Origin of the sequence: uncultured Mucilaginibacter sp. (assembly GCF_913773635.1) — a bacterium.
GTDB lineage: Bacteria > Bacteroidota > Bacteroidia > Sphingobacteriales > Sphingobacteriaceae > Mucilaginibacter.
Map to the genome: position 1 here is coordinate 310,132 of NZ_CAJYGQ010000007.1, position 13,545 is coordinate 323,676.

The following is a 13,545-nucleotide window of genomic DNA, read 5'->3' on the forward strand; positions in this document are numbered from 1 at the left end:
TAGCGTTTGTTGCATTTGCTTAACTTTATATTGGCTTTAGTTATTAAAGCAGCCAATATAAAGTTAAATGTACCCTTTTGCCCATATAAAAAGGTACTTGTTGTTATGCCTTGCTGTAGTATGCTTTGCGCCTGTTGTAAAGGCACAGTTATTTTATATCAACAATCATAAAAAACAGGTACATCTCCGGTTTAAGCTGGTAAGGGATATGATTGTGGTACCTGTTTACATCAATCAAAAAGGACCGTTTAATTTTATTGTAGACTCCGGGGTAGGGCTTGTAATCATTACCGATCCTAAACTGCTCGACTCGGCAAAGATCTATAACAAACGCGTAATCAAAATTTACGGGGCTGCCGGTAATACCGAAAGTTTTGAAGCTTACGCTACATCAACAATTGATTTGGTCTTGCCCGGTGGCGTAAGCAGTTCGCTTGTATCGGCAGCGGTGTTTAAAGAAGATAACTTTGGGTTGTCAAACTATGCCGGCATTCCTATCCATGGCATTTTAGGGTACGAATTTTTTTCGCACTTAAGTGTGAAAATTAACTTTACTGATACAACATTAAGCCTTGCCCGTTCTGGATATTACAAACCGTTTAAAAAGAAAAAGGGCGTTAGTGTACCCTTAAGTGTTGAAGAGCGTAAGCCTTACATAAAAGCTGCTGTAGCTTTGCCTGGCGGAAAAATAACCATAAATAAATTTTTAGTTGATTTAGGGGCAGGGCATCCTTTATCGATCGAGAAGCTGAACACTTATGAAGCCCAATTCAGTAACTCGGTTACGGCCAATTTGGGCGTAGGTTTAACTGGCCAGCCCATAAGCGGATTTATTAGCAGAGTAAACGAATTCAATTTAGACAGGTACAAGTTTACTAATGTCATCGCATCATTTCCTGACGTTAAAGGAACAAGTTACCTGGTACCACGCGATGGTAACCTTGGCTTAGGCATTTTAAAAAGGTTTATGGTTATTATTGACTATGCTAATAGCGTAATGTATTTAAAGCCGAATTATAAATATAATGAGCCTTTTGAGCATGATATGAGCGGAATGGAGTATTATGCTGCCGGTGCTGAGTTAAACAGAATTGTAGTGAGCAGAGTTGAGCCTGGTTCGGCGGCTGATGAAGCGGGCATTGTAGCCAACGATGAAATTACTACGGTGAATTTTAAACGGGTTGATAAAATGAGCATGGTTGATTTAGATAACCTGTTTAAATCAAAAGATAAGAGAAATATACTTGTTGAAATACGCCGGGGCAAAAAGTATGAAACATTTGTTTTAACCCTTAAACGCCGTATTTAAGTTGGTTGTGCGTGCCTGTAATTCAATACAGGCACGCAGCAGTTTTACTTAAGCTGGCTTATGTTTTCGTAAAAGGCCGTTTGTAAGTCAAGTAACGAGCGTACTTTTAACTTTTCTCCGTAGGTGTCAAAACAAACGAAACTTGTTTTTTCAGGCTCGCCTGCACGGGTCTTTTCTAAGAAATTAAATGTTTCGAAAAAATAGTGCTTGGTAGTTGTTTTAGACTTGGGGCTTGTTTTGGCCGAATTAAGCCTAAAGCCCATTCTGTCCATCCAATTGTGCACCTTGGAGTGCAGGTTTGCGCGCATTGAGTTCATAAGTATGGTTTATTAAGGTTAATTTTCATGAACCTCACATAAGTGAAGTTGTGTTTAATCTTAAATTAACCAACCCTCGCGGCCGGTGTTAATTCTTAGCTTCAAAGTTGCCCGCTGTTCTCTCATATTTCGTGCCACAAAAGTTAATATTTGTTTGATAATCAATAAGCTATAATTGTGGTAATAATGAATCATGAATTCCTCTTCAAAAAACTACATAATTTTGCAAAGTGTATGTAAAACGCAACTATGAAATTATAAGCTATTGAAAAACAATAGTTAAGGTAATTGACTTATTGCAAATCTTATAAGCCAGCCTAAGACTCGAAGGCCTTTTTACTAATAATTAATAGCCAGCAAATGAGTAGCTTATTTAGTAGCCGGTAGCATTTATTATTTGTAACGTTTATAGCGCAATCATGTAACAATAGTATGATTATTAAATATTTAACATAAAGAAATTGAACTTTTGCACTCCTCTTCTGTAGAAGATTAAAAACTATTAAACATCATCAGTCTGGACAAAATTTTATGAAACGCTTTTTAGCCTTTTTTGCCCTCTTTTTAGCCGCGGCATCATTTACAAAAGCACAAACCGGCCGCGAGGTGCACGGTATGGTGATAGACTCAACAAAACAAGCTTTACCTGGCACAACCGTAAAACTTATTACCGACGCTAAAGACAGCGTTACAACCATTGTTAGTGGAGAGGGTAAATTCTCGTTCAATAACGTAAAAGGCAGCAAGGTTACGCTTACCCTAACCTCAATTGGGTATGAAGGACTCATTAAGCACTTTACTTTAGACAAGAGCAACCAGCCGGCCGATTTTGGTACAATTGTGCTTAAGGCCGAATCACGCCAGCTGGGTGTAGTAACCGTTGTAGGTACCAACCCTGTAACATTAAAAGAAGATACAGTTGAGTACAAAGCCAGCGCTTACAAGGTGCGTGCAAACTCGCCAGTTGAAGATCAGCTGAAACGCATACCGGGAGTTGATGTAGATGCGCAAGGTAATGTTAGTGCCCAGGGTAAGCAGGTTACACGCGTACGTATTAATGGTAAAGACTTTTTTGGAGGTGATGTGCAAACAGCCACCAAGAACTTACCTGCCGACTTGGTTGACAGCTACCAGATTGTTGACGATTATGGCGACCAGGCAAATATAACAGGCATTAAAACCGGCGAAGCCAACAAAATATTAAACATCACCATACGTAAGGATAAAAACTACGGCTATTTTGGCCAAATAACAGGCGGCGAAGGGTCAGATGCCTTGCCAAAAGGTGAGGGTAGCAATGGTAACCGTTATGTAGGTTTGGTAAATGTTTTTAAGTTTAATAATGAACAGCAAATTGCTGTATTGGGCAACTTAAATAACACTAACGTAAACACCTTTTCGTTTGGCAGTCCTACCGGCGGCGGCGGTGGTGGCGGCTTTGGAGGCGGCGGTCGGGGCTTTGGCGGTGGCGGCGGTGGCCGTGGTAACGCAGGCCGTGGTGGTGGTAGCAGCCAAACCAGTAACACAAATGGTATTAACACCACAAAAACCATAGGCACCAACTTCCGCGATCAGTGGGGTAACATGTCGGTTTATGGAAGCTATAGCTTTGAGGATAAAGGAATATATACTCAAAGCAAAAACTATCAGGAAAACATAGGTACAGTACCAACCGTGAGCGATCAAAACACTACACAAAATGATAACAATACCAACCACCGTTTAACCTGGAATATGGAATGGAGGCCTGATACGTTAAATTACTTCAAGTTAAATCCAACTTTTTCTTATTCAAGCACCGGGACTGTTGCTGATGAGTTTTTAAATTCAACACGTAACGGCAGCCCTAACCTTGTTTACAATACCCAAACCAACAGCACCAGTGCTGCACCAAATTATGGAGCTACATTGCTGTATAATCATCGCTTTAATGGCGTAGGCCGTAACTTAAGTATAAACGGTAACTTCAACTCAACACGTAATTTTAGTTTTGATAATCCTGTTTATACTTATGATGAAGCTACAGTAAACAGGTTGAATGTGCCGGTAAATCAGTTGGTAAACACTTATTACCGTTCGCTAACATCCGGAATAAGCCTGTCGTATATAGAGCCACTAAGCAAGGTTTCATTCCTGGAACTTAATTATGCATATAACCGTACCACTAACCGCAATGACAACCGTACTGATACTGTTGCTGCCGGAAATCAAATAAACAATTATCCATTAGGTACCAGCGATTATAATTATACCTTCACCACACACCGTGTAGGCTTAAATTACAGGTTTATTAAACCTAAATATAACCTCACCCTCGGTGCCGGTGTATTGCCAAGCACACTGGAAGGTTCAGGAACATCTTTTGATGCCATAACTCAATCAGTAGTTAGGCCAGTTACAGACAAGCGCACGTTTAACTTTGTTCCAACAGCGCGTTTTAGCTATAACTTCTCACGCAGCCAATCGCTTAATTTTAATTACAATGGTTCAAACAACCAGCCAACTTACAATCAGTTGGTGCCGGTAATTAATTTCTCAAACGCATTGTATCCTGTTCAAGGTAACCCGGCTTTAAATCCGGAGTTTACCAATAACTTTAATTTGCGTTACAATAAATTCAGTTTTGAAACCGGTAACATATTTTTCAGCAGTTTGAGTTTCAATCAAACCAATAATAAAATTGTAACTACATCTACCGTTTACCCGGTAAGATTCACTCCTGCAGCGTTGGCTGCAAACCCAGGCCTTAATTCGTTCAAAAATACTGTGTTTTCAAATTATATGAATGTTGACGGTTATTACCAGGGACAGGCAAATGTTACTTATGCAAAGCCTTGGCAAAATCGTAAGTTCACACTGGTATTAAATGGTAGCATTACTTATACTAATAACCTTTCGTTCACCAACAGTGTTGATTCAAACAACGTTGCTACACCTTTTGTAAAAAACGTATCTAAAAACCTAGCCTTTGCGCCATACCCAAGGTTTAGGGTAAATATATTAGATAAGATTGACCTGGAAACAGGTGCGCGTTACACCATTAACAGAACTACTAACACAATTGATGCTCCGCGTGCAATTGGTAACGCCAACATCCGAACGTTAGACCTGACATTAAGCGGTAAAAACTACGTTTTAAAAGACTGGACTTTAGGCTATGATTTTACACGTACAGTTAACTACGGCTATAGCTTTGATGTTCCAAATCCTAACATTTTAAACCTATTCGTTGAGCGCCGCTTCCTGAAACAGAATGCTGCAACTGTTCGTGTTCAAGGGTTCGATTTATTTAATCAAAATACAGGATTTTCAATTGTAAACGCCAATAACGTACGTACCCAAACTCAAACCAATCGTTTAGGACGTTATTTCCTGCTAACGTTTACTTACAGGCTGCAGAAATTTGCAGGCCGTTCACCAATGCAGGGTGGTGATGGCGAGCGTCGTGGCCGTGGTTTTGGTGGCGGCGGGCAAGGTGGTGGCTTTGGAGGTAATCGTGGTGGCGGTGCCGGACCAACCATTGATTAACCGTTGGCTCATTCCAATACTAAAAAAGAAAACGCCCGTTAGCAATAACGGGCGTTTTCTTTTATAATTATTAAGTGCAGGTTGTTACGATGCTTTTTGTAAAACGTTGCTTATGGTCTTCTCCAACTCATCTAAATCAAATGGTTTAGCAAGATAGGTTTCTGCACCGGCATGGCTGGCAAGTAACTGTATATCGCTATTGGCCGAAAAATAAACCACAGGAATGTTCTTTAGCTCATCGTTGGTTTTAAGTGTTTGTGTAGCTACAATACCACCGGCCTCGGGTATCCAGTTATCCATCAAAATTACATCAGGCATAACTCCGGTAACTTTTTCAGTGATGTTATTACAATCAGTGTAGGTATGAACTTCCCAGCCTTGCTCTTCTAAAATGTAAGCGCAAATAGAAAGAATATCTTCATCGTCATCAAAAATGACAATTTTGCGGTTAGTACTGTTATCCATAGATGAAGTAGTGAGTATACAAACTTACGATATATTTTTATTTTACTATTTATAAATAAGTTAGCCTGAAGGCTACGTGTTTATTTTAGGACAGTTGCGCTTGATTGTGGTCAAACCACTGTTTAAACTTTAAGAAAGTCTCATTAGCGGAATCGATAACAGTTTGCTCCTCAACGCTGCTTTTAGGTTGTAAATTCAATGATTCTTTGAATTTTTCCCACATTTCATTTGACTTATCAGCATATCCGTTAAAGAAAGACAAGCCTTTGTTGTTTTCTAATGCCAATTGTTGTGCCATCATTTTGCTTATGATTTTTCCGCCAAGTGTTGAGCCTTCAATTACGTAAAGGGCACCAAAAGCTTCAAGTTGATTATTAATGGGTGGAAGGGAGGTTTCAGGAGCCAAGGATAATGGTTCGGCACCTAAATCGCTAATATCCTTTGCCAGGGCCTCTGTTTTTCTGCGATCGGCATAGTCGGCTAAAATGGCCGGAGTAATGTATTGATCAATGCGTTTTTCAAGTGCACCAAAGTAGGTATAAAATAGTTGTAGCAGTGCGGCGTAATCAGCTTCTGAACGAATGGCTTTCATTTGGGCCACTAATTTTTTTTCGAGCTGCTGATGATTAGATAGCGTTTCTGTTTTAAGTTTTTCTGATAGCATTAGCGCAAGGTAGATGTTTCAACACGTTTAATCAAGCGTATCAGGATAATACACTTTAAGGTCGTCAATTGTTTTTTCACGTGTAGGTTTAACAGCTAGCATCAACAATATAATTGCTATTGCCATTGCAGCGTTTATTAAACAACCCGTTAATAGGAATACAACTACGTTAAATAAACCCATGCCCTCCATTAACGCAAAACGCACTACATAAGCCGTAACATACTGCGGAAGCTTTTCACTTACCGGTAAACCGGTATCTATCTTTGATAGCAGGCTTTGAAATAAAATATTGCTTAATAACACCGAAGCAACGGCCATAACCAAAGCAATAATGTTTAATAATCTATCCTGACCTTCACCGGGCCATAACACCAGTTCTGTGTGCTTAAGCATGAAAGCCACCCCTAAAAACATAACAACACCAATGCATAGTGCATAGGTTATAATTTGTAATGCCTTAAATGATGTAGGTGTGTTTGTATTGCGCATAAAATTATAACTCTTGTATTATCCTGCCCAACCTTCACGGTCAAGGCTACGGAAGTGAATGGCCTCGGCCAGGTGTTCCATATTAATGTTTTCGCTTCCGGCTAAATCAGCAATGGTACGGGCAACTTTAAGTATACGGTCGTACGCCCGTGCCGATAAGCCTAGCTTTTCCATGGCTCTCTTAAGCAGGTTTTGTCCGGCATCATTTATCTTGCATATGTCGCGCACCATTTGCGGAGTCATTTGGGCATTGCAATGCAAATCGGGTTTATTTCCAAAGCGCTCAATTTGTATATCGCGTGCTTTAATTACCCGCTCGCGAATGATCTCGCTTTTTTCGGCGAGCCTGTCAGATGCCAATTCACTAAAGTTGACAGGAGTAACTTCCACATGCAAATCAATACGATCTAGCAGCGGACCCGATACTTTGCTCAGGTATTTCTGAACCACTCCCGGCGGGCATACGCATTCCTTTTCAGGATGATTATAATAGCCACAAGGACATGGGTTCATACTGGCAACCAGCATAAAGCTGGCCGGGTAATCAACCGTAAACTTAGCGCGAGATATAGTTACACGCCGTTCCTCTAGTGGCTGGCGCATCACCTCCAGCACCGTGCGTTTAAATTCGGGCAACTCATCTAAAAACAGCACACCATTATGCGCAAGCGATATTTCGCCGGGTTGTGGATGCCCGCCCCCGCCAACCAAGGCCACATCACTAATAGTATGGTGCGGCGAACGGAATGGACGCGTAGTAACCAGTGCATCGGCAGCGGCCATTTTACCCGCTACAGAGTGTATTTTAGTCGTCTCGAGCGATTCGTGCAAGCTTAGCGGCGGCATTATAGACGGCATACGCTTAGCCAGCATGGTTTTACCCGCTCCCGGCGGACCAATCAAGATTACGTTATGGCCACCCGCTGCTGCAATTTCCAGCGCTCGTTTAATATTTTCCTGACCTTTTACTTCGCTAAAATCGCTGGCATAGTTGCACAAGCTGTCATAAAACTCTTCGCGGGTATTTACAAGTGTTCTATCGAGTTTTGTATCACCGTTGAAAAAGTTGAATACTTCCGTTATCGACTCAACACCGTAAACTTCCAAATCATTCACTATGGCTGCTTCGCGGGCGTTTTGCTTGGGTAAGATGAAGCCTTTAAAACCTTCTTTGCGGGCCTGTATGGCAATAGGTAGGGCGCCTTTAATGGGATGCAGGCCGCCATCTAATGATAGTTCGCCCATGATGAGGTATTTATCCAGATCATCGGCTACCATTTGGCCGCTGGCCGCCAGTATGCCCGTAGCAATGGTAAGGTCATAGGCCGAACCTTCTTTACGAATATCGGCAGGGGCCATATTTACCACCACCTGCTGGCGGGGCATTTTATAGTTACAGTTTTTCAAGGCCGATTCTATCCGGAAATAGCTCTCTTTAATGGCTACATCGGGCAGGCCTACAATAAAATATTTGGTACCGGCAGCAATATTAACTTCTACGGTAATGGTGGTGGCTTCAATGCCGTAAACCGCGCTGCCAAAGGTTTTTACTAACAAGTGAATAAGATTATGTATGAGGCAATAAATATATTAAAATAATAAAATATTGCCTATGCCCCAGCGGGCTAATCTTGTACCTGGTTGGCTGTTAAGTTGCCGTTTTGCTCGAAATAACGTAGCTCAACTATGCCGTTAGCCATAACCGCGTATGAATTGGAATTAATCCATTCGCCCAGGTTAACGTATTGGCTGCGCTCGTTTAGCTGCATAACCATAGGTACGTGGCGGTGCCCGAATATCATATAATCATAATGCTGGGTTTGCAGTGCCTCGCGTGCAAAGGTAACCAGCCACTCGTTTTCAAAAAGTTTTTGCTCTTGCGGGGCAGCGTTGGCCAAACGGCTATGGCCCGACCAGTAATTGGCCACACCTACGCCCAAATTGGGGTGCAAGCGCTCAAAAAGCCATTGGCATAAACGGCTACGAAACACCTTTTTAAGCAGCTTATACTTACCATCGCCGGGGCCAAGACCATCGCCGTGATGAATGAACAGGCGTTTGCCCTGTCGCTCAATAATTAGTTCATTACTTATTATGGTGGCATTCAGCTCTTTAACGAAGTAGTCAAACATCCACATATCGTGGTTGCCCTTGAACAGGTAGAGTTTAATGCCCGAATCAACCAGTTCGGCCAGTTTGCCCAAAAAGCGTATATAGCCGCGCGGAACTACGGTTTTGTACTCAAACCAAAAGTCAAACACATCACCTACCAGGAACAGTTCGGCGGCATCATGCTTAATGCTGTCGAGCCAGCTTACAATGCGGATTTCGCGCTCACGGCTGCTGGTATAGCCCAGGGCGCCTAAATGAATATCAGATGCAAAATATATTTTGGTACGGGCCGTCATCAGAGGCTTCAAAAATAGGATTTTAAAGGCAATGCTGAAAACGGTGAAAATCCGCTCCTGATCCCCGCCTTATTTACCCTTTATAATTCCAAAATTACCCCAAATATATACCGGCCCATCTCAAATTTAGTTGGCCTCAAATATTAAGCGTCATCAAAGCCTTTTTAGAACGATTGACCAGATGATTTAAGCCGCTCAGAAAAGCTCTACAACTCCCACCAAACTTTTTGGAATGCCGGACTGCCCACCACATACGGTTCGCCAAGGCGGGGCACGCTAACCTCAACGCCAAGCTTTGCGGCGGCGGGGAGGAGCTGGCGTACCGGGTCGTTCCAAACGTGGGAGCTTTCGGCAAATTTAGCCCAGTGTACGGGTTGCATGGTGCGGGCCTGCAAATCGTGCGCGGCCTGGGCGGTTTGGGTAGGGTGCATGTGGCTGTGCGGCCAGTTGGGGCTGTATTGCCCGCATTCTATCAAAGCCAAATCAAACGGACCGTATTGCGTGCCTATGGTTTTAAAATGGTGGCCGTAACCACCGTCGCCACTGAAAAAGAGCTTGTAGTTGCCGGTTTTTATGACGTACGATGCCCACAGCGTTTTATTACCCTCCAGTGTACGGTTTGAGCGGTGCCGGGCCGGGGTGGCCGTAACGCTGATGCCGCCGGAGAGGGTATGGCTTTGATGCCAGTTGAGTTCTGTGATTTGGGCGGGTTTGTAGCCCCAGTATCGCAGGTGCGAACCCGCGCCCACCGGCACAATTACCTTTTTAACCTGATGGCGCAGTTTTTTGAGCGTGCGGTAATCGAGGTGGTCATAATGATCGTGCGATATGATGACCACGTCAATAGGTGGCATATCATCCAGGCCGTAGTGCGTGGCGCCTTTAAAGGCTTTGACCATGCCCGGCACCGGGCCGGCATTGCCGCTAAAAACCGGGTCGATTAATATATTGGTGCCCTGGTGCTTAATGAGTACCGACGAATGCCCGAACCACACCACCACAGGCTTATCGCTGGAAAGGGTTTTAAGGTTGGTTTTTACCCAGGGCAGTTGCCGCGGCGGCACCACCGAATCGGGCTTGCCGAAAAACAGTTTCATCATGTTGCCGCCCTTAATGCGCGTTTGCACGGTATCATCGGGGTAGGGCAGGTTTTTAAACGCCCCGTTTTTGTAGTTGGGCTGCTGCTGCACCCGGGTAAGCGCCTCGCCCTCGGGGTTTCTGCCTAACGAGGGTAGCAGTTTGCACGCGGTAAGCAGGCAAAGTGTGGTGGCAAACAGGAAGTTGAAATATTTATTTTTTTGGGCGAACAGCATATGTTATGCTAATAACGCTATGGGATGTTAAAAGATTATAAGAAGGGGGGATGTTAGCAAACGTGTTGGATATTATTGCTTTTTTGGTGGATTAAAACCATAGCGCCATTCATTAAGTTTTCCATTGGAGCTTTGTAAGCCTACACAATCCATTAACTCTTCAAAATACCCGCATATTCTATCCTGATCTTCTGAATCAAGCTGCAAGTTAAAAGGATTAAACCTTGATAATCCTTTACCTATATCTTGTTGAAATTTTTCTTCTGTGGGCTGATGGGCTGCTGTAACTAAAAAGTCTTTTGCGGCGGCATTTAGCAAAGAATTAAATTGGGGTTTAAGATTGGCATGAGATAAGCCATTGAAAGAAGTTGCTGGTTCGGCATCAAATTTTGACTTTTTTATAAATGCCTTAAGTTTGCTTTGCGCATCCTTATTCACTTTCATTTGACCACAAGCTATATAAGAACTGGCTATTAAAAATAAAGTTAGAAAGGCTTTCATTGTTTAAATATAGAAATTATTGAGCTACTGTAAGCTTAGCAATATCGTGAGAGTTACATATTCAAAATAACTATATACCATCTGCTTATTTTGAACTGATTGACAATTAAATATACAGATAAAAAAATGCATTGCCGAAATATATTTGATAGCAATATTACACTCGGGACGGCATTAGACTGACAATATTAAAGCTAAATATTTCCACAGTGATGTTAGTAGCTCAATTTTGGGTTGATGGTGGGGGGATTGGGTGATGATGTGTTGGAGGCGGTGAGGTTGTTTGTGGGACAGGTGGTGGTTGTGGGTCGGATTTGATGTTTGATAGAAATGTTAGTAGCACATATGTGCCAACAGAATTACTTAAGCAACAAAAGGTGCAAAAGTTGGAAGCTCTCTATAAATTTGCCCATTTAGTTCACATCCTCCTTTGGCATGTTGTGGATGCTCTTTATCAATAGTCGGGTCTAATGGGTTATTGTTATACTTAGGTTTACCCCATTGTTTGAAGAAGAAAGGTACACCGTGTATCAAACATTCCTTACGAATACTCTCAATCCACTCATATTTAATTGGTCTTGCCCCATGTCCTGACTCACCACCAACAATTACCCAATCAATATTATTTAATTGTAGATTATTAACAGGGCCAATTAGAGGTTCAATTGAAAGAAATTTCGTTTTCGCCTTTATTTGGCTTAAATCATTGATTCGAAAGGAATATTTTTCATTTTCTACTGACACGCCCATCCATATATTGGGAGTCCAGTTTAGTTGATCTGCAATCTCAAAAAGTCTATCCGAACGTTTTGTAAGTACTTGATATATATGTTGCGGAGTATCATTCATGACCGCAAATACGGCTTTGATAAATTCTAAAGGAATTTCATCATGGAATAAGTCACTCATTGAGTTTACAAACACAATCTTAGGCTTTTTCCAAGTGTATGGGATGTTTAGCGTCTCGGGGTGAATACGTATTTTAAATCCATCTCTATACTTTTCTTGTCCCATCGCTTTAAGCCGTCTTGACATTACTTCTGCATAGCAAAATTTACATCCTGGGCTAATTTTTTTGCATCCAGTCACAGGATTCCAAGTCAATTCTGTCCATTCAATTGAAGATTGTGCCATATACAAAGATACTAAAATTATTAGTTAGAACATTGATGTTTGCTCTCCAGAGTATTGTGTTCTAACAATATCCCAAAATGTATTGCCAAGTTTGTCTTTAGAGAAAAAGGCTAAGTGATATAAAAGAACATTCATATTATTCTGTCGATACCTTACAGCGTGGAAATCCGATGCTTTTGTATATCCTAATTTCTCTAAGTTGGCTTTATATGTGGCTGCTAAAAATTGTGTGAATGATTGATCATTTAAGTCAGCTTCTCCTTGATAGCTTGATCGCCAGTTGTTATCATCTAAGAATTTAGCTATAGTCTCATTTGTTGGATTTTGGTATCTCTTTGCATTCCTTGTAGCTGCCATTCCTGTTGCTATGAGCATAAGTATATCCATTCTATATGCACAAAGCATTTGAACAGTTCTGAAATTGATATTTAAACGAAATGGATCTATAAAAGCAAAACTTAAAACAGTATTGTTCGATGAATATTTTGGTATTAAGTTTATAATATCTAATATTTTTAGATTACAATCTCCACTGATGAAATGTGCATCTACATTCGGGTAGTCCCTTTTTACACGTTGCTGTAATGAATTTAATAAATTTTCATCTTCTTCACAAAAGATATATCTTTTAAATGGTATGGTGACTGATAATGAAATAAGGGCTCCTGATTTAATAATTCTGTTAGTCTTTTTTATTTTACAGTAGCCACTCGATGCAAACAAATCGATGTAAACTAAATTATTCCATTTTTTAGACATCGATTTTGTAAAAATCTCAGCATAGTAACCAAGGCATTTATATTTTTCGATTCCCCACTCGCCAACTTCTGGGATTTCAAGGCCGTCATCCAAAACCTCCTGAATGGGATTAAACGATAATTTATTCATTAATGCGTGATAAGTTTATTTCAATAGTAATTAATATTATTGAAATATAGTAAATAAATATTGCCGTATAATTTTACAATTATGACGCTCTTATGCGTTAAATTTTACAACCCGCGTTAGGGATAGCAGCGGAAAGCCACAGTGTAGCATCGCGAAACGAGGACTTGCAGCGGATAGCCCGATCCGGAGGGAAACGCCCAACTTGGTTTGTGATGAATTGTTGATGAAGTTATGTGCTACTATTGCTTGCCGTCATTTCGAACGGTAGAGAGAAATCTTTTTGAACTGACAGTCTGAACGCTTTGAAAAGATTTCCCGTTGTCGAAATGGCAAGCGTAATAAGGTAACAGGGTAGAAACCTTGCCTGTGGGCTGCCTAAACAAGTTCCGCATGACGGTACTCCGAGCACCTTTGCATGCCCTGCTAACTTTGCATGATGAACAAGATTTCTCTTTATCGTTCGAAAATGACATATGGGGATAAAAATTCAAAGGCAAATTATTCTGCCCATTCTATAAATACTTAA

General features: G+C 41.4%; 12 protein-coding genes. 2 read left to right on the top strand and 10 right to left on the bottom strand.

What is annotated here, in order from left to right; all coding sequences use genetic code 11:
* Positions 1–67 precede the first annotated feature (67 nt).
* Positions 68–1,309 carry a PDZ domain-containing protein gene (locus tag QZ407_RS09365; protein ID WP_295770122.1) on the top strand — a complete coding sequence of 414 codons (1,242 nt, stop codon included), beginning with the start codon at positions 68–70 and terminating at the stop codon, positions 1,307–1,309.
* A 44-nt stretch (positions 1,310–1,353) separates the two neighbouring features.
* Here the strand turns inward: QZ407_RS09365 and QZ407_RS09370 are convergent, their stop codons facing one another.
* The gene (locus QZ407_RS09370; RefSeq protein WP_295770126.1) at positions 1,354–1,626 is read right to left on the bottom strand and encodes a hypothetical protein; all 273 of its coding nucleotides are present in this window, start codon (positions 1,624–1,626) and stop codon (positions 1,354–1,356) included.
* A 531-nt stretch (positions 1,627–2,157) separates the two neighbouring features.
* On the opposite strand from QZ407_RS09370, the gene QZ407_RS09375 reads away from it, so the two are divergent.
* A complete protein-coding gene (locus QZ407_RS09375) occupies positions 2,158–5,154 on the top strand; it encodes an outer membrane beta-barrel protein (RefSeq protein WP_295770128.1) in 2,997 nt (998 codons plus the stop codon).
* An 84-nt stretch (positions 5,155–5,238) separates the two neighbouring features.
* Here the strand turns inward: QZ407_RS09375 and QZ407_RS09380 are convergent, their stop codons facing one another.
* The 9 genes from QZ407_RS09380 to tcmP all read right to left on the bottom strand — a co-directional run bounded on the left by QZ407_RS09380 (position 5,239) and on the right by tcmP (position 13,019).
* Positions 5,239–5,619, bottom strand: coding sequence for a response regulator (locus QZ407_RS09380; RefSeq protein ID WP_295770131.1), 381 nt, complete (start codon positions 5,617–5,619; stop codon positions 5,239–5,241).
* Between the two features lie 85 nt (positions 5,620–5,704).
* Positions 5,705–6,283 (bottom strand): biliverdin-producing heme oxygenase, encoded by a 579-nt coding sequence (locus QZ407_RS09385; protein WP_295770135.1) that lies wholly within the window; start codon positions 6,281–6,283, stop codon positions 5,705–5,707.
* Positions 6,284–6,310: 27 nt separating this feature from the next.
* A complete protein-coding gene (locus QZ407_RS09390) occupies positions 6,311–6,775 on the bottom strand; it encodes a hypothetical protein (RefSeq protein ID WP_295770137.1) in 465 nt (154 codons plus the stop codon).
* A gap of 18 nt (positions 6,776–6,793) precedes the next feature.
* Entirely contained in the window at positions 6,794–8,332 is a 1,539-nt protein-coding gene (locus QZ407_RS09395; RefSeq protein WP_295770139.1) for a YifB family Mg chelatase-like AAA ATPase, read from the bottom strand.
* Positions 8,333–8,400: 68 nt separating this feature from the next.
* Entirely contained in the window at positions 8,401–9,183 is a 783-nt protein-coding gene (locus tag QZ407_RS09400) for a UDP-2,3-diacylglucosamine diphosphatase (RefSeq protein ID WP_295770141.1), read from the bottom strand.
* 206 nt (positions 9,184–9,389) lie between these two features.
* Positions 9,390–10,496 carry an MBL fold metallo-hydrolase gene (locus QZ407_RS09405; RefSeq protein WP_295770142.1) on the bottom strand — a complete coding sequence of 369 codons (1,107 nt, stop codon included), beginning with the start codon at positions 10,494–10,496 and terminating at the stop codon, positions 9,390–9,392.
* A 72-nt stretch (positions 10,497–10,568) separates the two neighbouring features.
* Complete coding sequence (locus QZ407_RS09410) at positions 10,569–10,997, bottom strand: DUF4844 domain-containing protein (RefSeq protein WP_295770144.1); 429 nt, start codon at positions 10,995–10,997, stop codon at positions 10,569–10,571.
* Between the two features lie 363 nt (positions 10,998–11,360).
* Positions 11,361–12,131: a phage Gp37/Gp68 family protein gene (locus tag QZ407_RS09415; RefSeq protein ID WP_295770146.1), complete on the bottom strand. Its 771-nt coding sequence runs from the start codon at positions 12,129–12,131 to the stop codon at positions 11,361–11,363.
* Positions 12,132–12,155: 24 nt separating this feature from the next.
* Positions 12,156–13,019, bottom strand: a complete 864-nt coding sequence (tcmP, locus tag QZ407_RS09420) for a three-Cys-motif partner protein TcmP (RefSeq protein ID WP_295770148.1) — start codon at positions 13,017–13,019, stop codon at positions 12,156–12,158.
* Positions 13,020–13,545: the final 526 nt, after the last annotated feature.